Source organism: Pseudomonas sp. BF-B-26, assembly GCF_019956495.1.
Classification (GTDB): domain Bacteria; phylum Pseudomonadota; class Gammaproteobacteria; order Pseudomonadales; family Pseudomonadaceae; genus Aquipseudomonas.
In genome coordinates this window covers 1-24,514 of the sequence record NZ_JAHBDP010000078.1, presented here as the reverse complement: position 1 = coordinate 24,514, position 24,514 = coordinate 1, and the positions used below count along the sequence as shown (strand labels likewise).

At 59.3% G+C, this 24,514-nt stretch carries 27 protein-coding genes and 1 pseudogene; 16 read left to right on the top strand and 12 right to left on the bottom strand.

The window, feature by feature from the left end; all coding sequences use genetic code 11:
* Positions 1 to 14 precede the first annotated feature (14 nt).
* Entirely contained in the window at positions 15 to 1,457 is a 1,443-nt protein-coding gene (tldD, locus tag KGB03_RS16315) for a metalloprotease TldD (RefSeq protein WP_008148876.1), read from the top strand.
* Positions 1,458 to 1,505: 48 nt separating this feature from the next.
* Here the strand turns inward: tldD and yjgA are convergent, their stop codons facing one another.
* Complete coding sequence (gene yjgA / locus KGB03_RS16310; RefSeq protein ID WP_192410153.1) at positions 1,506 to 2,030, bottom strand: ribosome biogenesis factor YjgA; 525 nt, start codon at positions 2,028 to 2,030, stop codon at positions 1,506 to 1,508.
* Positions 2,031 to 2,138: 108 nt separating this feature from the next.
* Here yjgA and pmbA point away from each other — a divergent pair, with 108 nt between their 5' ends.
* Both pmbA and KGB03_RS16300 read left to right on the top strand, forming a co-directional pair.
* Positions 2,139 to 3,485, top strand: a complete 1,347-nt coding sequence (gene pmbA / locus KGB03_RS16305) for a metalloprotease PmbA (protein WP_111450409.1) — start codon at positions 2,139 to 2,141, stop codon at positions 3,483 to 3,485.
* A gap of 214 nt (positions 3,486 to 3,699) precedes the next feature.
* A pseudogene (locus tag KGB03_RS16300) lies at positions 3,700 to 3,882 on the top strand (ZIP family metal transporter); the annotation flags it as partial.
* Between the two features lie 52 nt (positions 3,883 to 3,934).
* On the opposite strand, the gene KGB03_RS16295 reads toward KGB03_RS16300, so the two are convergent.
* From KGB03_RS16295 to KGB03_RS16250, 10 genes are all read right to left on the bottom strand, one after another.
* Entirely contained in the window at positions 3,935 to 4,210 is a 276-nt protein-coding gene (locus KGB03_RS16295; protein ID WP_111450408.1) for an HPr family phosphocarrier protein, read from the bottom strand.
* 15 nt (positions 4,211 to 4,225) lie between these two features.
* On the bottom strand, positions 4,226 to 5,083 hold the full coding sequence (gene rapZ / locus KGB03_RS16290; RefSeq protein WP_192410155.1) for an RNase adapter RapZ: 858 nt from the start codon (positions 5,081 to 5,083) through the stop codon (positions 4,226 to 4,228).
* 2 nt (positions 5,084 to 5,085) lie between these two features.
* On the bottom strand, positions 5,086 to 5,550 hold the full coding sequence (gene ptsN, locus KGB03_RS16285; protein ID WP_111450406.1) for a PTS IIA-like nitrogen regulatory protein PtsN: 465 nt from the start codon (positions 5,548 to 5,550) through the stop codon (positions 5,086 to 5,088).
* Between the two features lie 12 nt (positions 5,551 to 5,562).
* On the bottom strand, positions 5,563 to 5,871 hold the full coding sequence (gene hpf / locus KGB03_RS16280; protein WP_007941242.1) for a ribosome hibernation-promoting factor, HPF/YfiA family: 309 nt from the start codon (positions 5,869 to 5,871) through the stop codon (positions 5,563 to 5,565).
* A 74-nt stretch (positions 5,872 to 5,945) separates the two neighbouring features.
* Positions 5,946 to 7,439 (bottom strand): RNA polymerase factor sigma-54, encoded by a 1,494-nt coding sequence (locus KGB03_RS16275; protein WP_218538033.1) that lies wholly within the window; start codon positions 7,437 to 7,439, stop codon positions 5,946 to 5,948.
* Positions 7,440 to 7,623: 184 nt separating this feature from the next.
* Entirely contained in the window at positions 7,624 to 8,349 is a 726-nt protein-coding gene (gene lptB, locus KGB03_RS16270) for an LPS export ABC transporter ATP-binding protein (RefSeq protein WP_008150757.1), read from the bottom strand.
* A complete protein-coding gene (gene lptA / locus KGB03_RS16265) occupies positions 8,349 to 8,897 on the bottom strand; it encodes a lipopolysaccharide transport periplasmic protein LptA (protein ID WP_111450405.1) in 549 nt (182 codons plus the stop codon). The genes lptB and lptA overlap by 1 nt, the downstream gene beginning before the upstream one ends.
* Positions 8,884 to 9,456, bottom strand: a complete 573-nt coding sequence (gene lptC / locus KGB03_RS16260; RefSeq protein ID WP_218538032.1) for an LPS export ABC transporter periplasmic protein LptC — start codon at positions 9,454 to 9,456, stop codon at positions 8,884 to 8,886. The genes lptA and lptC overlap by 14 nt, the downstream gene beginning before the upstream one ends.
* 7 nt (positions 9,457 to 9,463) lie before the next feature.
* Positions 9,464 to 9,988 carry a KdsC family phosphatase gene (locus tag KGB03_RS16255; protein WP_033057989.1) on the bottom strand — a complete coding sequence of 175 codons (525 nt, stop codon included), beginning with the start codon at positions 9,986 to 9,988 and terminating at the stop codon, positions 9,464 to 9,466.
* Positions 9,988 to 10,962, bottom strand: a complete 975-nt coding sequence (locus KGB03_RS16250) for a KpsF/GutQ family sugar-phosphate isomerase (RefSeq protein WP_218538031.1) — start codon at positions 10,960 to 10,962, stop codon at positions 9,988 to 9,990. The genes KGB03_RS16255 and KGB03_RS16250 overlap by 1 nt, the downstream gene beginning before the upstream one ends.
* 276 nt (positions 10,963 to 11,238) lie before the next feature.
* Between KGB03_RS16250 and KGB03_RS16245 the strand changes: the two genes are divergently transcribed.
* The 10 genes from KGB03_RS16245 (at position 11,239) to hisC (ending at position 19,205) form a co-directional block, all read left to right on the top strand.
* Positions 11,239 to 12,048, top strand: a complete 810-nt coding sequence (locus KGB03_RS16245) for an ATP-binding cassette domain-containing protein (RefSeq protein WP_192410157.1) — start codon at positions 11,239 to 11,241, stop codon at positions 12,046 to 12,048.
* The gene (gene mlaE / locus KGB03_RS16240) at positions 12,048 to 12,845 is read left to right on the top strand and encodes a lipid asymmetry maintenance ABC transporter permease subunit MlaE (RefSeq protein ID WP_192410158.1); all 798 of its coding nucleotides are present in this window, start codon (positions 12,048 to 12,050) and stop codon (positions 12,843 to 12,845) included. Before KGB03_RS16245 ends, mlaE begins: the two co-directional genes overlap by 1 nt.
* Positions 12,845 to 13,312: an outer membrane lipid asymmetry maintenance protein MlaD gene (gene mlaD, locus KGB03_RS16235; RefSeq protein WP_111450402.1), complete on the top strand. Its 468-nt coding sequence runs from the start codon at positions 12,845 to 12,847 to the stop codon at positions 13,310 to 13,312. Before mlaE ends, mlaD begins: the two co-directional genes overlap by 1 nt.
* Positions 13,313 to 13,323: 11 nt before the next feature.
* Positions 13,324 to 13,980 (top strand): phospholipid-binding protein MlaC, encoded by a 657-nt coding sequence (locus KGB03_RS16230; RefSeq protein WP_223527616.1) that lies wholly within the window; start codon positions 13,324 to 13,326, stop codon positions 13,978 to 13,980.
* Complete coding sequence (locus KGB03_RS16225; RefSeq protein ID WP_008150739.1) at positions 13,977 to 14,282, top strand: lipid asymmetry maintenance protein MlaB; 306 nt, start codon at positions 13,977 to 13,979, stop codon at positions 14,280 to 14,282. Before KGB03_RS16230 ends, KGB03_RS16225 begins: the two co-directional genes overlap by 4 nt.
* A 113-nt stretch (positions 14,283 to 14,395) precedes the next feature.
* On the top strand, positions 14,396 to 14,635 hold the full coding sequence (locus tag KGB03_RS16220; RefSeq protein WP_007912386.1) for a BolA family protein: 240 nt from the start codon (positions 14,396 to 14,398) through the stop codon (positions 14,633 to 14,635).
* A gap of 22 nt (positions 14,636 to 14,657) precedes the next feature.
* On the top strand, positions 14,658 to 15,923 hold the full coding sequence (gene murA, locus KGB03_RS16215) for a UDP-N-acetylglucosamine 1-carboxyvinyltransferase (protein ID WP_111450400.1): 1,266 nt from the start codon (positions 14,658 to 14,660) through the stop codon (positions 15,921 to 15,923).
* Between the two features lie 128 nt (positions 15,924 to 16,051).
* On the top strand, positions 16,052 to 16,687 hold the full coding sequence (hisG, locus tag KGB03_RS16210) for an ATP phosphoribosyltransferase (RefSeq protein ID WP_007901570.1): 636 nt from the start codon (positions 16,052 to 16,054) through the stop codon (positions 16,685 to 16,687).
* 125 nt (positions 16,688 to 16,812) lie between these two features.
* Positions 16,813 to 18,150 (top strand): histidinol dehydrogenase, encoded by a 1,338-nt coding sequence (gene hisD, locus KGB03_RS16205; protein WP_218538028.1) that lies wholly within the window; start codon positions 16,813 to 16,815, stop codon positions 18,148 to 18,150.
* Between the two features lie 2 nt (positions 18,151 to 18,152).
* Positions 18,153 to 19,205, top strand: a complete 1,053-nt coding sequence (gene hisC / locus KGB03_RS16200; RefSeq protein WP_223527613.1) for a histidinol-phosphate transaminase — start codon at positions 18,153 to 18,155, stop codon at positions 19,203 to 19,205.
* A 60-nt stretch (positions 19,206 to 19,265) separates the two neighbouring features.
* Here hisC and algW read toward each other — a convergent pair whose 3' ends face one another.
* Positions 19,266 to 20,426 (bottom strand): Do family serine endopeptidase AlgW, encoded by a 1,161-nt coding sequence (gene algW / locus KGB03_RS16195; RefSeq protein WP_192410161.1) that lies wholly within the window; start codon positions 20,424 to 20,426, stop codon positions 19,266 to 19,268.
* A gap of 102 nt (positions 20,427 to 20,528) precedes the next feature.
* On the opposite strand from algW, the gene KGB03_RS16190 reads away from it, so the two are divergent.
* The 3 genes from KGB03_RS16190 (at position 20,529) to cysN (ending at position 24,361) form a co-directional block, all read left to right on the top strand.
* On the top strand, positions 20,529 to 21,287 hold the full coding sequence (locus KGB03_RS16190; RefSeq protein WP_218538026.1) for a Nif3-like dinuclear metal center hexameric protein: 759 nt from the start codon (positions 20,529 to 20,531) through the stop codon (positions 21,285 to 21,287).
* Between the two features lie 248 nt (positions 21,288 to 21,535).
* On the top strand, positions 21,536 to 22,453 hold the full coding sequence (cysD, locus tag KGB03_RS16185) for a sulfate adenylyltransferase subunit CysD (RefSeq protein ID WP_030128620.1): 918 nt from the start codon (positions 21,536 to 21,538) through the stop codon (positions 22,451 to 22,453).
* Positions 22,454 to 22,462: 9 nt separating this feature from the next.
* Positions 22,463 to 24,361 carry a sulfate adenylyltransferase subunit CysN gene (gene cysN / locus KGB03_RS16180; protein WP_046045871.1) on the top strand — a complete coding sequence of 633 codons (1,899 nt, stop codon included), beginning with the start codon at positions 22,463 to 22,465 and terminating at the stop codon, positions 24,359 to 24,361.
* The last annotated feature ends 153 nt before the right edge of the window (positions 24,362 to 24,514 follow it).

Below are 24,514 nucleotides of genomic sequence, written 5' to 3'. Positions count from 1 at the left end.
AAGGCGTAAAGCATATGAGCGAGTTGTTGTCCTCAGTCAGTGAACACCTCCTGGCGCCCGGCGGCGTAACAATCGAGAGCCTGCAAGGTGTGCTCGGCGATCTGGCCGGCCCGGGCATCGATGCCGCCGACCTGTATTTCCAGGGGCAGATTTCCGAGTCCTGGGCGCTGGAGGACGGGATCGTCAAGGAAGGCAGCTTCAATCTCGACCAAGGTGTGGGCGTGCGAGCGCAATCGGGTGAGAAAACCGGTTTTGCCTACAGCAATGCCATTACCCTTGAAGCCCTCGGCGCCGCGGCCCGCGCTGCACGCTCGATCTCCCGCGCTGGTCAGAACGGCACGGTGCAAGCCTTCACGACGCAGGATGTCGCCCAGTTGTACGGGCCGGACAACCCGTTGGAAGTGATGACCCGTGCCGAGAAGGTCGAACTGCTCAAGCGTATCGACGTCGCGACTCGCGCCCTCGACCCGCGTATCCAGCAAGTCACCGTGAGCATGGCCGGCGTATGGGAACGAATCCTCGTGGCCTCCACTGACGGCGGCCTGGCCGCCGATGTACGGCCGCTGGTACGTTTTAACGTCAGCGTGATCGTCGAGCAGAACGGTCGCCGTGAACGCGGCGGTCATGGCGGTGGCGGTCGTACCGATTACCGTTATTTCCTCAGCGATGACCGCGCCATGAGCTACGCCCGTGAAGCGCTGCGTCAGGCGTTGGTGAATCTGGAAGCCATTCCTGCGCCGGCCGGTACGTTGCCGGTGGTATTGGGTTCCGGCTGGTCCGGCGTGCTGTTGCACGAAGCGGTCGGTCACGGTCTGGAAGGCGACTTCAACCGCAAGGGCAGTTCGGCCTACAGCGGGCGCATGGGCGAGATGGTTGCGTCCAAGCTTTGCACCATCGTCGATGATGGCACGCTGGCCGGTCGTCGCGGTTCCCTGAGCGTCGATGATGAAGGCACCCCGACCGAGTGCACGACACTGATCGAAAACGGCGTACTCAAAGGCTACATGCAGGACAAACTCAACGCCCGTCTGATGGGCGTGGCCCGTACTGGTAACGGTCGTCGCGAATCCTACGCGCACCTGCCAATGCCGCGCATGACCAACACCTACATGCTGGCGGGCGAAAGCGACCCGGCAGAAATCATCGCCTCGGTGAAACGCGGCATCTACTGCGCCAACCTCGGCGGCGGTCAGGTGGACATCACCAGTGGCAAGTTCGTGTTCTCCACCAGCGAGGCGTACCTGATCGAAGACGGCAAGATTACGGCCCCGGTCAAAGGCGCGACGTTGATCGGCAACGGGCCGGAAGCCATGAGCAAGGTGTCGATGGTCGGTAATGATCTGGCGCTGGACAGCGGCGTGGGGACGTGTGGCAAGGATGGGCAGTCGGTGCCGGTGGGTGTCGGCCAGCCAACGCTGAAAATCGATGCGATCACTGTGGGTGGCACAGGATCTTGAGTGATGGAGCTTCGGGTGAACCGCGTAGCGACTCACCCGATTCTAGATTTAACGCAAACCGCGTTGAGTCTCGTCCAGCTCACGGATGTACTTGAAGATTTTACGGCTCGATGCCGGTGGCTTGTTGGTCGCCAGTTCGTGCTGGGCCTGACGGATCAGGGAGCGCAATTGTTGGCGATCAGCCTCCGGGAAGTCGACCACGAACTTCTCCAGGACCGCATCGTCTCCCGCGATCAAGCGATCGCGCCAGCGTTCCAGGCCATGGAAACGTTCGTTGTACTGCCGAGTGGAGGCATCGAGTTGATCGAGCAGCGTCAGAATGGCGTCAGTGTCCTGATCGCGCATCAGTTTGCCGATGAAGCCAAGGTGCCGTTTACGCGCGATATTCGCGGTGTGCTTGGGCGCATCAGCCAGTGCCCGGCGCATAGCGTCGGTCAACGGCAGTTTTGCCAGCAAGTCAGGCTTGAGCGTTGTAAGGCGCTCGCCGAGGTCAACCAGAGCATGAAGCTCGCGTTTAACCTGGGATTTGCTTTTTTCTCCCGTATCGAGGGAGTCGTCGTAAGAATCAACCATGGTGGCCGTCCGCAAAGAAACGCCGCCATGATAACCAGTCGGGGGCCGCTTGTCCGGCCCGGTCGCTCGAAGGCCCTAGCCGAAAGCAGAATTTGAGTGGAGAACAGCATGAGTGCAGTTGAAAGCGTCGGCCCACAAGCGTTGCCGGCACTGCAAGAACAAGTCGAGCAGATCATCGCTGAAGCCAAGCGCCAGGGCGCCAGTGCCTGTGAAGTGGCGGTGTCCCTGGAGCAGGGCCTTTCCACCTCCGTGCGTCAGCGTGAAGTCGAAACCGTCGAATTCAACCGCGATCAGGGTTTCGGCATCACCTTGTACGTTGGTCAGCGCAAGGGCTCGGCCAGCACGTCCGCCAGCGGTCCGGAGGCGATTCGCGAAACCGTCGCCGCCGCGCTGGCCATCGCCAAGCACACGTCTGAAGACGAAGCTTCGGGCCTGGCGGACGCTGCGCTGATGGCCAAGGATCTGCAGGATTTCGACCTGTTCCACGAATGGGACATTACCCCGGAACAAGCCATCGAGCAGGCCCTGGCCTGTGAAGCGGCGGCGTTTGCCACCGACAGCCGGATCAAGAACGCCGATGGCACCACCCTCAGCACCCATCAGGGCTGCCGTGTCTACGGTAACAGCCACGGTTTTATCGGCAGTTACGCGTCGACCCGGCACAGCTTGAGCTGCGTGATGATCGCCGAGGCCGATGGCCAGATGCAGCGCGATTACTGGTACGACGTGAACCGCCAGGGCAACTTGCTGGCCGATCCGGTGAGCATCGGCCAGCGTGCCGCGCAACGGGCGGCGAGCCGTCTGGGGGCGCGTCCGGTGCCGACCTGCGAAGTGCCGGTGCTGTTTTCCGCGGAACTGGCCGGTGGATTGTTCGGCAGTTTCCTCTCGGCGATTTCCGGCGGCAGCCTGTATCGCAAATCCTCGTTCCTTGAAGGCACGCTGGGGCAGAAACTGTTCCCGGAATGGCTGACCATCGATGAGCGCCCGCACCTGATGCGCGCGCTGGGCAGTTCGGCGTTCGATGGCGATGGTCTGGCCACTTACGCCAAACCATTCGTCGAAAAAGGCGAGTTGGTCTCATACATCCTCGGCACGTACTCCGGCCGTAAGCTCGGGATGCCGAGCACCGCCAACGCTGGCGGTGTGCACAACCTGTTCGTCACCCATGGTGACGAAGACCAGGCAGCCTTGCTACGCCGCATGGGTCGCGGCCTGCTGGTGACTGAATTGATGGGCCAGGGCCTGAACATGGTCACTGGCGATTACTCCCGCGGCGCGGCGGGGTACTGGGTCGAGAATGGCGAAATCCAGTTTGCGGTCCAGGAAGTGACCATCGCCGGCAACATGCGCGACATGTTCAAACAGATCGTTGCGGTCGGTAATGACCTGGAGCTGCGCAGCAACATTCGCACAGGTTCGGTGCTGATCGAGCGGATGACGGTGGCGGGTAGCTAAACCCTTACCGCTAAGCAAAAAAGGCGCGTCACCCACCAGGTGGCGCGCCTTTTTTAATGCGCCATGCACCATCCCTGTAGGAGCACGGCTTGCCGGCGATGGCGTCCCTGAGGTCGTTCTACAGCGTGATTGATTGGCCTGAAGTCGCTACGCGCTATCAGGCTGCGCTGGTTTAAGACTTCTGCCAAAACCATCCAGGGCTGGCTATGGGCACTGGCTGGTGAGCCTGGCTGAATTGTTGCTGCCCTTGGGGTTGGCGCTGGTGGCCGGGGCAATGTTGCTGGTGGTCACCCAAGTCATTCCCGAGTCGCGCCGCAATGGTCACGACAAGCTTGCAAGTCTTGGGCTGCTGATCGGGTTTTGCTTGATGATGGTGATGGATACGGCGTTGGCTTAGCGACTGAACACGAACTTTGTAGCAGCCTTCGGCAGCTGCTACAGGGCGAGTGTTACTCGCCTTCGCCGAAGTAGTCATTGATCAAATTCACCAATGCCTGCAGCGCCTCATCAGCCTGTTCGCCTTCGGTGCTCAGGTAGATTTTGGTGCCCTTGCCCGCAGCGAGCATCATCATTGCCATGATGCTTTTACCGTCGACCGTGGATTCCGGCGTGCGTCCTACTCTGATCGTGCAATCCTTGAACTCACCGGCGACGCCAACGAATTTTGCAGAAGCGCGGGCATGCAGGCCCAGCTTGTTGATGATTTCAATTTCCAGAGCAGGCATCGCGGTGTGAATCCTTTAGCTGAGGTCGCGGTGGCGAACCTGGACGTTCTTCAGGGATTTTTGCAGGGCCTGGCCCAGACGTTCGGTCAGGTAGACGGAGCGGTGATGGCCGCCGGTGCAGCCAATGGCAATGGTGACATAAGCGCGGTTGCTGGCGGCAAAACGGGGTAGCCATTTTAACAAGTAGGTGGAGATGTCCTGGAACATCTCTTCGACGTCCGGCTGTGCCGCCAGGTAATCGGCAACCGGTTGGTCGAGCCCGGATTGATCGCGCAACTCTGGCTTCCAGTAAGGGTTCGGCAGGCAGCGCACGTCGAACACCAGATCAGCGTCCACCGGCATGCCACGCTTGAAACCGAAAGACTCCACCAGGAACGCCGTACCGGATTCCGGCTGGTTCAACAGCCGCAGCTTGATGGTATCTCGCAGCTGATACAGGTTCAGGTTGGTGGTGTTTACTTTGAGATCGGCGAGGTCGGCAATCGGCCCGAGCAGGGCGGTCTCATCGTTGATGGCCTCGGCCAGCGAGCGATTGGCATTGCTCAGCGGGTGACGACGGCGGGTTTCCGAGAAACGTTTGAGCAAGGTTTCTTCGTCGGCGTCCAGATAAAGCACATCACACTGGATATGCCGGCTGCGCACTTCTTCCAGCAGTTCGGGAAACCGCGACAAGTGACTCGGCAAGTTACGCGCATCGATCGATACGGCAACCAGCGGTTGTGCCAGCTCAGTGTGGATCAACGCACGTTCGGCCAGTTCCGGCAGCAGACCGGCGGGCAGGTTGTCGATGCAGTAGTAGCCGTTGTCCTCGAGAACATCGAGTGCGGTACTTTTACCTGAGCCGGAGCGGCCACTGACGATGATCAAGCGCATGATTAATGACCGTTTTGCTCGTCCAGGACAACCTGATACAAGGCTTCATTGCTCGAGGCACTGCGCAGTTTTTCGCGCACTTCCTTGCGGTCGAGCATGCTGGCGATCTGGCGCAGTAACTCCAGGTGCGCATCGGTAGCGGCTTGCGGGACCAGCAGAACGAACAGCAGGTCAACCGGGGCGCCGTCGATGGCGTCGAAATCGATGGGTGCATCAAGGTGCATCAGGGCACTGATGGGCGAGGTGCAGCCCTTCAGGCGGCAATGGGGAATGGCGATGCCGTTGCCAAAACCGGTTGAGCCGAGCTTTTCACGGGCAATCAGAGCCTCGAAGACATCTTGCATCTCCAGATCCGGCACTTCTTTGTGGATAAGGTTGGCAATTTGCTCAAGGGCTTTCTTTTTACTGCCGCCCGGCACGTTCACGAGGGAACGGCCGGGGGTCAGGATGCTTTCAAGTCGGATCATGGGTTGGGAGTGTTAACGACCGGTCGCGCCCTGGAGGAGGCTTTGGGTCTTTTCCTTATGCTTTTTGAGTTGTTTATCCAGCTTGTCAGTCAGTGCGTCGATCGCCGCGTACATATCGGTATGCTCCGCGTTTGCGACCACTTCATTGCCGGGAATATGCAGCGTGGCTTCGATTTTCTGCTTGAGCTTTTCGACCGTCATCGTGACCTGCACGTTGGTGATCTTGTCGAAATGCCTCTCTAATCGTTCGAGTTTTTCGCCGATGTAGGTGCGAAGAGGTTCGGTCACTTCCAGTTGGTGTCCACTGATGTTGACTTGCATACAGCTTCTCCTTCGTTGCCAGTGCATAAAGCGGCAGGCAGAAATGCCTGCCACTGGAACGCTGTGGCGTGGCTCTACATCAACCGCTTGCGTTCGCTCGAAGGCGCGATCCCGAGGGATTCGCGGTACTTGGCGACGGTGCGGCGAGCCACCTGAATGCCTTGTGCCTCCAGTAAACCAGCGATCTTGCTGTCACTCAACGGCTTTTTCTGATTTTCCGCGGCAACCAGTTTTTTGATGATCGCGCGGATCGCCGTGGATGAGCATTCCCCGCCCTCGGAGGTGCTGACGTGGCTGGAAAAAAAGTATTTCAGTTCATATATGCCCCGTGGGGTATGCATGAATTTCTGCGTGGTCACCCGTGAAATCGTCGACTCGTGCATGCCCACCGCTTCAGCGATGTCATGCAGGACCAGCGGTTTCATGGCTTCGTCGCCGTATTCAAGAAAACCACGCTGATGCTCGACGATCTGAGTGGCTACTTTCATCAGGGTCTCGTTGCGGCTTTGCAGGCTCTTGATGAACCAGCGGGCCTCTTGCAACTGATTGCGCATGAAGGTGTTGTCGGCGCTGGTGTCGGCGCGGCGCACGAAACCGGCGTATTGAGCGTTGACCCGCAGTCGTGGCACGGATTCCTGGTTCAGCTCCACCAGCCAGCGCTCGTTGTCCTTGCGTACGATCACATCGGGAACGACGTATTCGGCTTCGCTGGACTCGATTTGCGAGCCTGGGCGCGGGTTGAGGCTCTGCACCAGTTCAATCACCTGGCGCAGTTCGTCTTCCTTGAGCTTCATGCGACGCATCAGCTGGCTGTAATCGCGGCTGCCGAGCAGGTCGATGTAATCGGTGACCAGGCGTTTGGCCTCGACCAGCCAAGGCGTCTTGGCGGGTAGCTGGCGCAATTGCAGCAGCAGGCATTCGCCCAGGTTGCGGGCGCCGATGCCAGCGGGTTCGAATTGCTGGATGCGGTGCAGGACGGCTTCGATTTCGTCCAGTTCGATGTCCAGTTCCGGGTCGAAGGCTTCGAGAATCTCCTCGAGGGTTTCGTCCAGATAGCCCTGATTGTTGATGCAGTCGATCAGGGTCACGGCGATCAGGCGATCGGTGTCGGACATCGGGGCCAGGTTCAGTTGCCACAGCAGGTGGCTTTGCAGGCTTTCGCCGGCCGATGTCCGGGTGGTGAAGTCCCACTCGTCGTCATCGTTGCTTGGCAGGCTGCTGGCGCTGGTCTGGTAGACGTCTTCCCACGCGGTATCGACGGGCAGTTCGTTGGGGATGCGCTCGTTCCAGTCGCCTTCCTCGAGGTTATCAACCGTCGGGGCGGTTTCCTGGTAGGAGGGTTCCTGAATGTCGGTGTTGGGTTGCTGTTCGGCTTTGTCGGCCAAGGGGTCGGCGTTATCGAAGTCGTCGCCTTCTTCCTGGCGTTCGAGCATCGGATTGGACTCCAGGGCCTCCTGGATTTCCTGTTGCAGGTCCAGGGTCGACAATTGGAGCAGGCGGATGGCCTGTTGCAGCTGCGGTGTCATCGTCAGCTGCTGGCCCATTCTCAAGACTAGCGATGGTTTCATGGCAGGGGCTTAACACCTTATTCGCCGGCGCACATGCGCCATCCACTACAGGGCGCCGGAGCGCCAAACATAAGCAAATTATATGCCCGAAACTGCAGCGTTTGCCTAGAGCGCTGTAACAATAAAAAAATGTTGATTTTTTATCGAGACGAGCGCCCGGGCAACCAGCCAGACACCTCAGTGCTTACAGGCGGAACTCATGGCCCAGATACACTTCCTTGACCAGGTCGTTGGCCAGGATGGTGGCAGAGTCACCTTCGGCGATCAGCTGGCCATCGTTGACGATGTAGGCGGTTTCGCAGATATCCAGGGTTTCACGGACGTTGTGGTCAGTGATCAGCACACCAATGCCCTTGGCCTTGAGGTGATAGATGATCTGCTTGATGTCGCCCACCGAAATCGGGTCCACGCCGGCGAACGGTTCGTCGAGCAGGATGAATTTCGGGTTGGTAGCCAGTGCCCGGGCGATTTCCACACGGCGGCGTTCACCACCGGACAGGCTCATCCCGAGGTTGTCGCGGATGTGGCTGATGTGGAATTCCTGTAGCAGGCTTTCCAGCTCTTGGCGACGACCGGCCTTGTCGAGTTCCTTGCGGGTCTCGAGGATCGCCATGATGTTGTCGGCTACCGAGAGTTTGCGGAAGATCGACGCTTCTTGCGGAAGATAGCCGATGCCGGCCTTCGCACGACCATGCATAGGCTGGTGGCTGACATCAAGGTCGTCAATCAGTACGCGGCCCTGATCGGCCTGTACCAGGCCGACAATCATGTAAAAGCAGGTGGTCTTGCCGGCGCCGTTTGGGCCTAGGAGACCGACGATCTGACCGCTGTCGATCGACAGGCTGACGTCACGCACGACCTGGCGGCTCTTGTAGCTCTTGGCCAGATGCTGAGCTTTCAGAGTTGCCATTACTGGGCCTTTTGCTCGTCGGTTTTCTTCTTCGGCTGGATCACCATGTCGATGCGCGGACGCGACTCGGTGACCTTGTTGCCCGTCGCGCGACCGGCGCTGGCCAGCTTTTTGACCGTGTCATAGACGATTTTCTCGCCTTGGGTGACGTTGTTGTCCTTGTCGACCACTTTTGCCTTGTCTATCAGCACGACGCGGTTTTGCGCTGCGTGGTACTGGATGGTCACGCCCCAGCCCTGAACGGGTTTGGTGTCGCCTGCAGTTTGCAGTTGCTCGAAATAGGCGAGGTTGCCCACCGAAGTCACCACGTCAATGTCGCCGGTCGGCGTGCGGGTGATGGTCACGGTGTTGCCTTTAACGATCATCGAGCCCTGAGTGATGATCACGTCACCTTTATAGGTGGCAACGCCATTCTTGTCGTCCAGCTGGGCATCGTCGGCCTGAATGCGGATAGGCTGCGTTTGATCGGTCGGCAGTGCCCAGGCGCTCACGCTTCCCAGTGCTGCGCTCAGACCGAGCAAAATAGGGAGGGTTTTAACGAGCCTCATACTGTCCTCTTACGTTCGATAGCAGGTGTATCCTGCTTTCTTTCAAATACGCTTTCATTCCCTTGCCAGTCGACACACCACCAGCGCCGTCGATTCTAACGGGTTGCTCGGTCTGCGCATATTGCTGCTGCGGGAACACTGTCATGCGGGTGGTGGTAATCAGGGTCTTGCGGTTTTTCTCGTCGAAGCGCGTGATGCGCACCGAGTCAATCAGTTCGACCTGAGTGCCGTCGGGATTCACTTCGCCGTGCTCGCTCTGGACGTGCCACGGAAACTCGGTGCCGCGGAACATGTTCAGGTCGGGATTGGTCAGCAGCGTCACTTCGGTGGCTTTCAGGTGTTCAACCTTGTCGGACGTCATTTCGTATTGCAGTCTGCCATCCGGCAGATATTGCACGCTGTGGGCGTTGGTCGCGTAATAGTCGATCGCGGTTTCATCGATCTTTGCCACTGGCTTATCGAGGAAGCGTTCCGGGCTGATGTTCCAGTAGCCGACCGCTGCGAATATCGCGGCGATGCAACCGAACACCAGGAATTTGCGAATCTTTTTGCTCAGCATAGTTGGCTCACAGGTACGCGGCGTTTGCCGCATCAAGGCGGCCCTGCGCGCGCAGGATCAATTCGCAGAATTCGCGAGCGGCACCCTCGCCCCCGCGGGCCTGGGTGATGCCGTGGGCGTGTTCACGGACGAAACTGGCGGCGTTTGCCACCGCCATGCCCAGGCCGACGCGGCGAATCACCGGCAGGTCCGGCAGGTCGTCACCGAGATAGGCGACTTGCTCATAGCTTAGGTTGAGTTGGGCGAGAAGCTCGTCGAGCACCACCAGTTTGTCCTCGCGCCCTTGGTACACGTGTGGAATGCCGAGGTTCTTCGCGCGTCGCTCGACCACCGGGGTCTTGCGGCCACTGATGATAGCGGTCTGCACGCCGGCTGCCATCAACATCTTGATGCCTTGGCCGTCGAGGGTGTTGAACGTCTTGAATTCGCTGCCGTCTTCGAGGAAGTACAGGCGTCCGTCGGTCAGTACGCCATCGACGTCAAAAACCGCCAGTTTGATGTTCTTGCCGCGTTGCAGCAGGTCGGTGCTCATTACATTACTCCTGCACGCAGCAGATCGGACAGGTTGAAGGCGCCGATCGGACGGTCCTCCTTGTCCACCACTACCAGCGCGTTGATTCGATGGTCTTCCATGATTTTCAGGGCCTCGGCCGCGAGCATATCGGCCCGGGCGGTCTTGCCGTGTACGGTCATGACCTCGTCTATGGTCGTATGGTGGATGTCGATGGTCCGGTCAAGGGTGCGGCGCAAGTCGCCGTCGGTGAAGATCCCGGCCAGTTTGCCATTGGCCTCCACAATCGCGGTCATGCCCAGGCCCTTGCGGGTCATTTCCATCAAGGCGTCCTTGAGTAGCGTGCCACGTTGCACCTGGGGCAGTTCTGCTCCGGCGTGCATGACGGTTTCCACTTTCAGCAGCAGGCGTCGGCCAAGCGCGCCGCCGGGGTGGGAAAAGGCGAAATCTTCAGCGGTAAAACCGCGGGCTTCCAGCAACGCAACGGCCAGGGCATCGCCCATGACCAAGGCGGCAGTGGTCGACGAGGTCGGTGCCAGGTTGAGCGGACAGGCTTCGTGCTCGACGTGCACGTTGAGGTTGACCTCGGCAGCCTTCGCCAGAGGTGAATCAGGGTTGCCGGTCATGCTGATCAATTGAATGCCCAGGCGCTTGATCAGCGGCAGCAGGGTGACGATTTCATTGGTAGAGCCGGAGTTCGACAGCGCCAGGATGATGTCGTCGCGGGTGATCATGCCCATATCGCCGTGGCTGGCTTCGGCCGGGTGCACGAAAAAGGCTGTGGTGCCGGTGCTGGCCAGGGTGGCGGCGATCTTGTTGCCGATGTGCCCCGATTTGCCCATGCCGACCACGACCACGCGCCCTTTGCTGGCCAGAATCATTTCGCAAGCGCGTACGAAATCCGCGTCGATACGGGGCAACAAGCCTTGTACGGCTTCCAGTTCGAGGCGGATGGTGCGTTGTGCTGATTGAATCAGGTCGCTGGATTGGCTCATGTCAGAAATCGTATAGCCTGATGAAAAGGCGGCGATTATAACGGTAATGATCGAAACCCTCACGCAAGTTCGTCGCGCTTTGTCATTCCCGGTTACCGAATACCCCTAAATAGAAGCTTTTACCTCGTCATGTTGCTCAACATGGCCCGGCTTGGGCCTTGGGCGCTTGGCCTTTGCAGTGATATAGTTCGCCGCCAGTTCGGCCTGCCCGGGAGGTATGTGCTTTCGCCAGAAAGTCAGGCGTCCGAGTGAGAGGCTGCATCGCAAGGAGATTAGATGAGTGCCGATAAAGCCTACGCGATCGAGCTGAAGGGACTGACCTTCAAGCGCGGAACGCGCAGCATTTTCAATAACGTCGATATACGTATCCCGCGCGGCAAGGTCACCGGCATCATGGGGCCTTCCGGGTGTGGCAAGACTACGCTGTTGCGGCTGATGGGCGCACAGTTGCGGCCTACCAAAGGCGAAGTCTGGGTCAATGGACAGAACCTGCCGAAACTGTCGCGCGGTGATCTGTTCGATGCGCGAAAGCACATGGGCGTGCTGTTTCAGAGTGGTGCACTGTTCACCGATCTCGATGTGTTCGAGAACGTGGCCTTTCCGCTACGCGTTCATACTGAACTTCCGGAAGAAATGATCCGGGACATCGTCCTGCTCAAATTGCAGGCCGTGGGCTTGCGTGGTGCCATCGACCTGATGCCTGACGAGTTGTCCGGCGGCATGAAACGTCGCGTCGCTTTGGCGCGGGCGATTGCCCTCGATCCGCAGATCCTCATGTATGACGAGCCCTTCGTCGGCCAGGACCCCATCGCCATGGGGGTGCTGGTGCGTCTGATCCGTCTGCTCAACGATGCGCTGGGCATCACCAGTATCGTGGTCTCCCACGACCTGGCCGAGACCGCGAGCATCGCCGATTACATCTATGTCGTCGGCGAAGGCCAGGTGTTGGGGCAGGGCACTCCCGAGGAGCTGATGAACTCGCAGGAGCCACGCATCCGTCAATTCATGACAGGCGAGCCCGACGGTCCGGTTGCCTATCACTTTCCAGCGACGGATTACCGCGCAGATCTTCTGGGGCAGCGTTGATGCGCAAGATTTCACTAGTAGAACGGGTTCGCCGGTTCGGACACTCTGGCATCGACGCGCTGGGGGTGTTCGGCCGTTCGGCAATATTCCTGTTTCATGCCTTGTTCGGTCGTGGCGGCATTGGCGGCGGTTTTGGCTTGCTGATCAAGCAACTGCATTCGGTGGGCGTAATGTCCCTGGTGATCATCGTGGTCTCCGGGGTGTTCATCGGCATGGTGTTGGCGCTGCAAGGCTTCAATATTCTATCCAGCTATGGTTCGGAGCAGGCAGTCGGCCAGATGGTTGCGCTGACGCTGTTGCGTGAACTGGGGCCCGTGGTCACGGCATTGCTGTTCGCCGGGCGCGCCGGTTCGGCATTGACTGCCGAAATCGGCAACATGAAGTCCACCGAGCAGTTGTCCAGTCTGGAAATGATTGGTGTCGACCCGCTCAAATACATCATTGCCCCGCGCCTGTGGGCCGGCTTCATTTCCCTGCCGGTGCTGGCGATGATCTTCAGCGTGGTGGGCATCTGGGGTGGTTCGTGGGTGGCCGTCGACTGGCTGGGTGTCTATGAAGGTTCCTACTGGTCCAACATGCAGAACAGCGTGACCTTTGCAGACGATGTGCTCAACGGCATCATCAAAAGCATCGTTTTCGCCTTTGTCGTGACCTGGATCGCCGTATTCCAAGGCTATGACTGCGAGCCCACTTCCGAGGGGATCAGTCGTGCCACTACCAAAACCGTGGTGTATGCCTCTTTGGCTGTACTCGGCCTGGACTTTATTCTGACCGCCTTGATGTTTGGAGATTTCTGATGCAAAACCGCACCCTGGAAATCGGTGTCGGCCTTTTCTTGCTGGCTGGCATCCTGGCTTTGCTGTTGCTGGCGTTGCGGGTGAGTGGCCTGTCCCCGAGCGCAACCACTGACACTTATAAACTTTATGCGTATTTCGACAATATCGCCGGTTTGACTGTCAGAGCTAAAGTGACCATGGCCGGTGTGACCATCGGCAAGGTCACGGCGATCGATCTGGACCGCGACAGTTTCACCGGTCGAGTGACCATGCAGCTGGAAAAACGCGTAGATAACCTGCCGACTGACTCCACTGCATCTATCCTGACCGCTGGCCTGTTGGGCGAGAAGTACATCGGTCTCAGCGTGGGCGGCGAAGAAAGCTTGCTCAAGGATGGCTCAACCATCCACGACACGCAGTCGTCGCTGGTACTCGAAGACCTGATCGGTAAATTTCTGCTCAATACCGTTAGTAAAGACGCCAAATGAGGAGCTTTTGAATGATCTCTACCTTGCGACGTGGCCTGTTGGTATTACTCGCGGCCCTGCCGTTGATGGCTAACGCCGTGGCGGCGCCCTCAGCGCACGATATCGTGCAGGACACCACCAATCGGCTACTTGCCGATCTGTCGGCCAATAAAGAGAAGTACAAGCAAGACCCGCAAGACTTCTATACGGCGCTGAACACCATCGTCGGACCTGTTGTGGATGCCGAGGGCATTTCCAAGAGCATCATGACGGTCAAATATTCGCGCAAAGCCACGCCTGCGCAAATGAAGACCTTTGAAGAAAACTTCAAAAAGGGCCTGTTCCAGTTCTATGGCAACGCTTTGCTCGAGTACAACAATCAGGGGATCGTCGTCGACCCTGCCAAGGATGAGTCGGGAGACCGTACAAGCGTTGCCATGACGGTCAAAGGCGCCAACGGCGCGATCTATCCTGTGTCTTACACACTCGAAAAGATCAATGACGAGTGGAAGCTGCGTAACGTGATCATCAACGGCATTAACATCGGCAAGCTGTTCCGTGATCAGTTCGCTGATGCCATGCAGCGCAATGGCAACGACCTGGACAAGACCATCAATGGTTGGGCCGGAGAAGTGGCCAAAGCCAAGGAAGCCAGCCAGAAGCAAACACCCGAGAAGCAAGCTCAATGAGTGTGTCGGCCATTCGCATGAGCGAATCCGGCGAGCTGACGCTCAGCGGCATGCTGGATTACCGCACCGGCCCCGGTTTGCGCAAGCAGGGGCAGGCGCTGATCAAATCCAGTAAGGCCGCTGCACTGGTGGTCGATTGCTCGGCAGTGTTGAAGTCCAGCAGTGTCGGCTTGTCACTGTTGCTGTGCTTCATGCGTGATGCAGAGGCGGCCGGCAAGGCGCTGAGCATCCGCGGGATGCCAGAAGACATGCGCGAAATCGCTCAGGTCAGCGAATTGACCGAGCTGTTGGCGCATCCATAACCGCATCTATTAAGAAGCCCCCCGTCAGAGTCCTGCTTCGCGGGGTTCGCAGGCGCGGGGCTTTTTTGTATGATGTCCGACCCGCGCGCACAGGGCGCCGATTGAGGTTGAGCATGCAGGCCGTAGAAGTGAAGAGCTTCCTTGAAGGAAAGCTGCCAGGAACCCTAGTAGAAGTCGAGGGCGAAGGCTGCAACTTTCAGCTGAACGTGATTAGCGATGAACTGGCGGCGTTGAGCCCGGTGAAGCGTCAGCAGCAGATCTATGCCCATTTGAACCCATGGATCACCGATGGCAGCATCCATGCGGTCACTATGAAATTTTTCAGCAGCGCGGCCTGGGCCGAGCGCACCTGAGCCCAAGGGCGTCGAGATTCTTATGGATAAATTGATAATTACCGGTGGCGTTCGTCTTGATGGCGAAATCCGCATCTCCGGGGCAAAGAACTCTGCCCTGCCGATCCTGGCTGCAACCTTGCTGTGCGATGGCCCGGTGACTGTTGCCAACCTGCCGCACCTGCACGACATCACCACCATGATCGAGCTGTTCGGTCGTATGGGCATCGAGCCGGTGATCGACGAGAAACTCAGCGTCGAAATCGACCCGCGCACCATCAAGACCCTGATCGCTCCGTACGAACTGGTGAAAACCATGCGTGCGTCGATCCTGGTGCTGGGCCCGATGGTTGCCCGTTTCGGTGAAGCCGAAGTCGCACTGCCTGGCGGTTGCGCCATTGGTTCGCGTCCGGTTGACCTGCACATTCGTGGCCTCGAAGCCATGGGCGCGGTCATCGACGTCGAAGGCGGCTACATCAAGGCCAAGGCACCTGAAGGTGGCCTGCGCGGTGCGCACTTCTTCTTCGACACCGTCAGTGTGACCGGTACCGAAAACATCATGATGGCGGCCGCTCTGGCCAAGGGCCGCAGCGTTCTGGCAAACGCCGCTCGCGAGCCTGAAGTCATCGACCTGGCGAACTTCCTGATCGCCATGGGCGCCAAGATCACTGGCGCCGGCACTGACACCATCACCATCGATGGCGTCGAGCGTCTGCACCCGACCACTTACAAAGTGATGCCTGACCGTATCGAGACCGGCACCTACCTGGTCGCCGCTGCTGTGACTGGCGGTCGTGTGAAGGTCAAGGACACCGATCCGACCATCCTCGAAGCCGTTCTTGAGAAACTCAAGGAATCGGGTGCCGAAATCACCTGCGGCGAGGACTGGATCGAGCTGAACATGCACGGCAAGCGGCCAAAAGCCGTTAACGTGCGTACCGCTCCGTACCCGGCGTTCCCGACCGACATGCAGGCGCAGTTCATCTCCCTCAACGCCATTGCCGAAGGCACCGGTGCCGTGATCGAGACGATCTTCGAAAACCGCTTCATGCACGTGTACGAGCTGCACCGCATGGGCGCCAAGATCCAGGTTGAAGGCAACACCGCCATCGTCACTGGCACCGAAACGCTGAAGGGGGCGCCAGTCATGGCCACCGACCTGCGTGCTTCGGCCAGCCTGGTGATCTCGGCGCTGATCGCCGAAGGCGACACCCTGATCGATCGCATTTACCACATCGACCGTGGTTACGAGTGCATCGAAGAGAAACTGCAGATGCTCGGCGCGAAGATCCGCCGCGTACCGGGCTAGTTTCTGCTGCATGGGCGCAAGGACGCGCCCGTTGAATTCGTTTCAAGTCGAGCCGGTTACCGGCTCGATGTGTTTCCGGCGCCATTTGCGACCGGGCATGAGTACCTTGATAAGGACTGACGTTTCCCATGTTGACCATCGCACTGTCCAAGGGCCGTATCCTTGACGACACCCTGCCGCTTCTGGCTGAAGCGGGCATCGTGCCGACCGAGAATCCGGACAAGAGCCGCAAGCTGATCATCCCCACGACCCAGGCCGATGTACGTCTGCTGATCGTGCGCGCCACCGATGTGCCGACTTACGTCGAACATGGTGCCGCTGACCTGGGCGTCGCCGGTAAAGATGTGCTGATGGAATATGGCGGCCAGGGTTTGTACGAGCCGTTGGACCTGCGAATTGCCCTGTGCAAGCTGATGACGGCCGGCCGTGTCGGCGATGTCGAGCCCAAGGGCCGCCTGCGTGTGGCGACCAAATTCGTCAATGTTGCCAAGCGCTACTACGCCGAACAGGGCCGTCAGGTCGACATCATCAAGCTCTATGGCTCGATGGAACTGGCGCCGCTGATCGGTCTGGCAGACAAGATCATCGACGTGGTCGACACCGGCAACACCCTGCGCGCCAATGGCCTGGAACCCCAGGATTTCATTGCCGACATCAGCTCCCGGCTGATCGTGAACAAAGCTTCGATGAAAATGCAGCACGCCCGTATCCAGGCGTTGATCGACACCCTGCGCAAGGCAGTGGAGTCTCGACACCGCGGCTGATTTACCTGCGCGACGTTAAGTCGCGCCCGTCTATCCGCCTCATAGCCAGAATTCTCAGGTGCCCAAGCGGATCGATGGTAGCTTCGGGTACCTGAGTTTTTTGCCATTCCTATGAGGCTCTCGCTATGACCGCACCGACTGCAATTCGCCGACTCAATGCTGCTGATCCGGATTTCGCACATCATCTGGATCATCTGCTGAGCTGGGAAAGTGTGTCTGACGACTCGGTCAATCAGCGGGTGCTGGACATCATCAAGGCCGTGCGCGAGCGTGGCGATGCGGCGCTGGTGGAATTCACCCAGAAGTTCGACGGCCTGCAGGTCGCGTCCATGGCGGACTTGATTCTGCCTCGTGAGCGCCTGGAACTGGCCCTGACCCGAATCACCGTGCCACAGCGTGAAGCGCTGGAAAAAGCCGCGTCCCGAGTACGCAGCTACCACGAGAAACAGAAACAGGATTCCTGGAGCTACACCGAAGCCGACGGCACGGTGCTGGGCCAGAAGGTCACGCCGCTGGATCGCGCCGGCCTGTACGTACCGGGCGGTAAGGCGTCTTATCCGTCCTCGGTACTGATGAATGCAATTCCGGCCAAGGTGGCCGGCGTGACTGAAGTGGTCATGGTAGTGCCGACGCCGCGTGGCGAAATCAACGAGCTGGTGCTGGCCGCAGCCTGCATCGCCGGTGTCGACCGCGTGTTCACCATCGGCGGCGCTCAAGCGGTTGCTGCGCTGGCTTACGGCACCGAAAGCGTGCCGAAGGTCGACAAGGTGGTCGGTCCGGGCAACATCTATGTCGCCACCGCCAAGCGCCACGTGTTCGGCCAGGTCGGCATCGACATGATCGCCGGCCCATCCGAAATCCTCGTGGTCTGCGACGGCCAGACGGATCCGGACTGGATCGCCATGGACCTGTTCTCCCAGGCTGAGCACGACGAAGACGCCCAGGCGATTCTGGTCAGCCCGGACGCCGAGTTCCTCGACAAGGTCGCCGCCAGCATCGCCAAACTGCTGCCGACCATGGAGCGCGCCGAGATCATCGAAACGTCGATCAATGGCCGTGGTGCCCTGATCAAGGTCCGCGACATGGACCAAGCCATCGAAGTGGCCAACCGCATCGCACCGGAACACCTTGAGTTGTCCGTTGCTGATCCGCAGGCCTGGCTGCCGAAGATTCGCCACGCTGGCGCGATCTTCATGGGCCGTCACACCTCTGAAGCCTTGGGCGACTACTGCGCCGGCCCGAACCACGTGTTGCCTACCTCCGGCACCGCGCGTTTCTCCTCGCCGCTGGGTGTGTACGACTTCCAGAAGCGCTCGTCGATCATCTACTGCTCCGAGCAGGGGGCGTCGGAACTGGGCAAAACCGCTTCCGTGCTGGCCCGTGGCGAGTCGTTGACCGCTCACGCGCGCAGTGCCGAATACCGCATCGTTGACGAAGACTCTCTACAAGGGCAGGGCAACTGAGCATGAGTAAATTCTGGAGTCCCTTCGTCAAGAGCCTGGTGCCTTACGTGCCGGGCGAGCAGCCGAAACTGGCGAAACTGGTGAAGCTCAACACCAACGAAAACCCGTACGGACCATCGCCAAAAGCCTTGGCGGCGATGCAGACCGAACTGAACGACAATTTGCGTCTGTACCCGGACCCGAACAGCGATCTGCTGAAGAACGCGGTGGCCAGGTACTACGGCGTGCAGAGCAATCAGGTGTTCCTCGGCAACGGTTCCGACGAAGTCCTGGCGCACATTTTTCACGGCTTGCTGCAACACGATAATCCAGTGCTGTTCCCGGATATCAGCTACAGCTTCTATCCGGTTTACTGCGGGTTGTATGGCATCGCCTTCGACGCGGTGGCGCTGGACGAGCAGTTCCAGATCAACCCGGCGGACTACGCCAAGCCGAACGGCGGGATCATCTTCCCGAATCCGAACGCACCGACCGGCTGCCTGTTGGCGCTGGATGCGGTGGAGAAAATCCTCAAGGCCAGCCCGGATTCGGTGGTCGTGGTGGATGAGGCTTACATCGATTTCGGCGGTGAGACGGCGATCAGCCTGGTGGATCGTTATCCGAACCTGCTGGTGACCCAGACCCTGTCCAAGTCCCGTTCACTGGCGGGCCTGAGGGTGGGGCTGGCGGTGGGGCACCCAGACCTGATCGAGGCGCTGGAGCGGATCAAGAACAGCTTCAACTCCTATCCGCTGGATCGTCTGGCGAATGTCGGTGCAGCCGCAGCGTTCGAAGATCGTGAGTACTTCGACAAGACTTGCCGGTTGGTCATCGAGAATCGTGAAAAGGTCGTTGCGCAACTGCAAGCGAAAGGCTTTGAAGTGTTGCCGTCGGCGGCGAACTTCATCTTCGCCCGTCATCCGCAACACGATGCGGCAGGGCTGGCGGCGAAGTTGCGTGAGCAAGGCGTGATCGTTCGGCACTTCAAGCAGGAACGGATTGCCCAGTTCCTGCGGATCTCGATTGGCACACCGGAGCAGAATCAGGCGTTGATCGACAGCCTCGGCGACCTCTGACTCAACACTGACCCTGTGGGAGCGAGCAGGCTCGCTCCCACAGGGTTTGGTATCGACTGCTTACTCTTCTTCTTTTTCCTTGATCGGCGCAGGCGGCGGACGCAGACCGATTTCTGCCGTGAGCTTCAGCTCTTTGCCATTGCGCATCACCTGAATCGTCACCTTGTCGGTCGGCTTGATGCGCGCCACCTGGTTCATTGACTTGCGACCATCGCCCGCCGGTTCGCCGTCGATGCTGAGGATCACGTCACCCAGTTGCAGGCCGGCCTTCTGTGCCGGGCCGTCACGGAAAATCCCCGCGACCACAATGCCCGGCCGCCCCGACAGGCCAAACGATTCCGCCAGTTCCTGGCTCAACGGCTGCACTTCGATACCGAGCCAGCCGCGAATCACCTGGCCGTGCTCGATAATCGACTTCATCACTTCCATGGCCAGCTTCACCGGGATTGCGAAACCGATGCCCTGCGAACCGCCGGACTTGGAGAAGATCGCCGTGTTGATGCCGGTCAGGTTGCCGTTGGCATCCACCAGCGCACCGCCGGAGTTGCCGGGGTTGATCGCAGCGTCGGTCTGGATGAAGTCTTCGTAGTTGTTCAAGCCCAGCTGATTGCGCCCGGTGGCGCTGATGATGCCCATGGTCACAGTCTGGCCGACACCGAACGGGTTGCCGATGGCCAGGGCCACGTCGCCGATGCGGATGTTGTCGGAGCGCCCGACGGTGATCGATGGAAGATTCTTCAAGTCGATCTTCAGGACCGCGAGGTCGGTTTCCGGGTCGCTGCCGATCACTCGGGCCAGGGTTTCACGCCCGTCCTTGAGCGCTACCACAATCTGGTCGGCGCCGCTGGTCACGTGGTTGTTGGTCAGCAGGTAACCTTCCGGGCTCATGATCACGCCCGAGCCGAGGCTCGATTCCATGCGCTTCTGCTTGGGCGAGTTGTCGCCGAAGAAACGACGGAACTGCGGATCTTCGAACAGCGGATGGTTCGGCTTGTTGATGACTTTGGTGGTGTACAGGTTGACCACCGAAGGTGCGGCCGTGGTCACTGCGTCGGCATAGGACACCGGACCTTGTTGCATGGTGGTGGTTTGCGGGGCTTGCTGCATGTTGACGTCGAGGCTTGGGAGCCCGACCCACTGCGGGTAACGCTGGATGATTAACAGGGCAATAAGCACGCCGGCCAACAGCGGCCAGCCGGAAAAACGCAGCGCTTTGAGCATTAAGCACGTCCTGAGAGGTTGCAGGCGGTATGAGACCGCCCATAATGTCGCGCATTATACGAGGCGAAGCGTGCCTCTGAACGGGATATTTAGGAGTCTTTTATGGCCGTCGCCTTGAGCACCCTGGTCGAAGAAGCCGACCGTTACCTTAACAGTGCAAAGATTGCCGATTACTGCCCCAACGGGTTGCAGGTCGAAGGCCGGCCGCAGGTCATGCGCATCGTCAGTGGCGTCACCGCCAGCCAGGCGTTGCTCGACGCCGCTGTGGAAGCCAGCGCCGACCTGGTACTGGTGCATCACGGCTATTTCTGGAAAGGCGAGAGTCCGTGCATCACCGGCATGAAGCAGCGTCGGTTGAAAACCCTGCTCAAGCACGATATCAGCCTGTTGTCCTACCATCTGCCGCTGGATCTGCACCCGGAAGTCGGCAATAACGTTCAGCTGGCACGTCAGCTCGATATCACAGTGGAAGGCCCATTGGATCCGGACAATCTCAAAGTTGTCGGGCTGGTCGGTTCATTGAACGAGCCGGTGACGGCCCGCGATTTTGCCCGCCGCGTACAAGAAGTCATGGGCCGCGAGCCGTTGCTGATCGAAGGCAGCGAGATGATTCGCCGCGTTGGCTGGTGCACCGGTGGCGGTCAAGGGTACATCGATCAGGCCGTGCTGGCTGGCGTCGACTTGTACCTCAGCGGTGAGGCGTCCGAGCAGACCTTCCACAGCGCCCGGGAAAACGACATCAGCTTCATCGCCGCCGGCCATCACGCCACCGAGCGTTATGGCGTGCAGGCGTTGGGCGATTATCTGGCGCGGCGCTTTGCCCTCGAGCACATCTTCATCGATTGCCCGAATCCGATCTGAATCACCCATACCCACTGTGGGAGCGTGCCTGCTCGCGATAGCTGCGTCACATTCGATATTGATGTGACTGACACACCGCTATCGCGAGCAGGCTCACTCCCACAGGACCCAGTACACCCGAACAGGCAGGTATATTCATATACCCTTTCGATCTAGCTTGCGTCCTGATTAGAAGAGGTCGCTGTGCTAGGATTCCTCGCTCGAACACGGCCCGCTGGCCGTCCATAAGATCGTTTTCGTGAGTAGCCATGGTCGACAAACTGACGCATCTGAAACAGCTGGAGGCCGAAAGCATCCACATCATCCGCGAGGTCGCCGCCGAGTTCGATAACCCGGTGATGCTGTACTCCGTCGGTAAAGACTCCGCCGTGATGCTGCACCTTGCGCGCAAGGCATTCTTCCCGGGCAAACTGCCGTTCCCGGTGATGCACGTCGACACCCGGTGGAAGTTCAAGGAAATGTACGCGTTCCGCGACCGCATGGTCGAAGAGCTCGGCCTTGACCTGCTGGTGCACGTGAATCCCGAGGGTGTTGCGCAGGGTATCAACCCGCTCACCCACGGCAGCGCCAAGCACACCGATATCATGAAAACCGAAGGCCTCAAGCAGGCCCTCGACAAGTACGGTTTCGATGCCGCTTTCGGTGGTGCCCGTCGTGACGAAGAGAAATCCCGTGCCAAAGAGCGCGTGTATTCCTTCCGCGATACCAAGCACCGCTGGGACCCGAAAAACCAGCGGCCCGAGTTGTGGAACGTTTACAACGGCAAGGTCAACAAGGGCGAATCGATCCGTGTTTTCCCGTTGTCGAACTGGACCGAACTGGACATCTGGCAGTACATCTACCTCGAAGGCATCCCGATTGTGCCGCTGTATTTCGCCGCCGAGCGCGACGTTATCGAGATGAATGGCACCTGGATCATGATCGACGACGAACGCCTGCTCAATCACCTGAGCGATGAAGACAAAGCGCGCATCGTCAAGAAGAAGGTCCGCTTCCGTACACTCGGCGACTACCCGTTGACCGGTGCGGTCGAGTCCGAGGCCACCAGCCTGACCGACATCATTCAGGAAATGCTCCTGACGCGAACTTCCGAACGCCAGGGCCGGGTCATCGATCACGATGGCGCAGGCTCGATGGAAGAAAAGAAACGTCAGGGTTATTTCTAAGGGGTTGTCATGTCGCACGCATCTGATTTGATCAGCGAGGACATCCTCGCCTACCTGGGCCAGCACGAACGCAAGGAAATGCTGCGCTTTCTGACCTGTGGCAACGTCGACGACGGCAAGAGCACCCTGATCGGGCGCCTGCTGCACGACTCCAAAATGATCTACGAAGATCACCTGGAAGCCATTACCCGCGACTCGAAAAAAGTCGGCACCACTGGCGACGACATCGACCTGGCATTGCTGGTCGACGGCCTGCAGGCCGAGCGTGAGCAGGGCATCACCATCGATGTCGCTTACCGCTACTTCTCCACCGCCAAACGCAAATTCATCATTGCCGACACCCCTGGCCATGAGCAGTACACCCGCAACATGGCCACCGGTGCGTCCACCTGTGACCTGGCGATCATCCTGGTCGACGCCCGTTACGGCGTGCAGACCCAGACCCGTCGCCACAGCTTCATTGCCTCGTTGCTGGGCATCAAACACATTGTTGTCGCCATCAACAAAATGGACCTCAACGGTTTCGACGAAACCGTCTTCGAGTCGATCAAGGCCGATTACCTGAAGTTCGCCGAAGGCATCGCGTTCAAGCCGACCACCATGGCCTTCGTGCCGATGTCGGCGCTGAAAGGCGACAACGTGGTGAACAAGTCCGAGCGCTCGCCGTGGTACACCGGCCAGTCGCTGATGGAAATCCTTGAAACCGTCGAGATCGCCAACGACCGCAACTACACCGACCTGCGTTTCCCGGTGCAGTACGTCAACCGTCCGAACCTGAACTTCCGTGGTTTCGCCGGTACGCTGGCCAGCGGCGTCGTGCACAAGGGCGACGAAGTCGTGGTGCTGCCGTCGGGCAAGAGCAGCCGTGTGAAATCCATCGTCACCTTCGAAGGTGAGCTGGAGCACGCCGGTCCTGGTCAAGCGGTGACGCTGACCATGGAAGACGAGATCGACATCTCCCGCGGCGACTTGCTGGTGCACGCCGACAACCAGCCGCAAGTGACCGATGCCTTCGACGCCATGCTGGTGTGGATGGCCGAAGAGCCGATGCTGCCGGGCAAGAAATACGACATCAAGCGCGCCACCACCTACGTACCGGGTTCGATCACCAGCATCGTCAACCGCGTTGACGTGAACACCCTGGAAGAAGGTCCGGCCAGTTCGTTGCACTTGAACGAGATCGGTCGGGTCAAGATCAGCCTCGACGCGGCCATCGCGCTGGACGGTTACGCGAGCAACCGCACCACCGGTTCGTTCATCGTCATCGATCGTTTGACCAATGGCACCGTTGCGGCCGGCATGATCATCGCTCAGCCGTTGAGCCATGGCACCAGCACGCATCACGGCAAACTGGCGCACGTTGCCACCGAAGAACGCGCCCAACGCTTCGGCCAGCAACCGGCCACCGTGTTGTTCAGCGGCTTGTCGGGCGCCGGCAAAAGCACTTTGGCTTACGCCGTTGAACGCAAGCTGTTCGACATGGGCCGCGCGGTGTTTGTACTCGATGGCCAGAACCTGCGTCACGACCTGAACAAAGGTCTGCCACAGGATCGCGCCGGGCGTACCGAGAACTGGCGTCGTGCGGCGCACGTTGCGCGTCAGTTCAACGAAGCCGGTCTGCTGACGCTGGCGGCCTTCGTTGCGCCGAGTGCCGAAGGCCGTGAGCAAGCCCGGGAGCTGATCGGCAAGGAACGTCTGCTGACGGTCTACGTCCAGGCTTCGCCGACGGTCTGTGCCGAGCGTGACCCACAAGGCCTGTACGCGGCGGCCGGGGATAACATCCCGGGCGATTCCTTCCCGTACGACGTGCCACTGGACGCCGACCTTGTGGTCGACACCCAGTCGCTGTCGCTGGAAGAAAGCGTCAAGCAAGTGCTGGATCTGCTGCGCAAGCGTGGCGCGATCTAAGCGTTAGCCGTTAATGAAAAACCCGCCGATGAGTGATCATCGGCGGGTTTTTTTATGCTTGGTGATTTCCAAATGTGGGAGCGGGCTTGCTCGCGAAAGCGGTGTATCAGTCGACATCAATGTTGAATGTCAGTCCGCTTTCGCGAGCAAGCC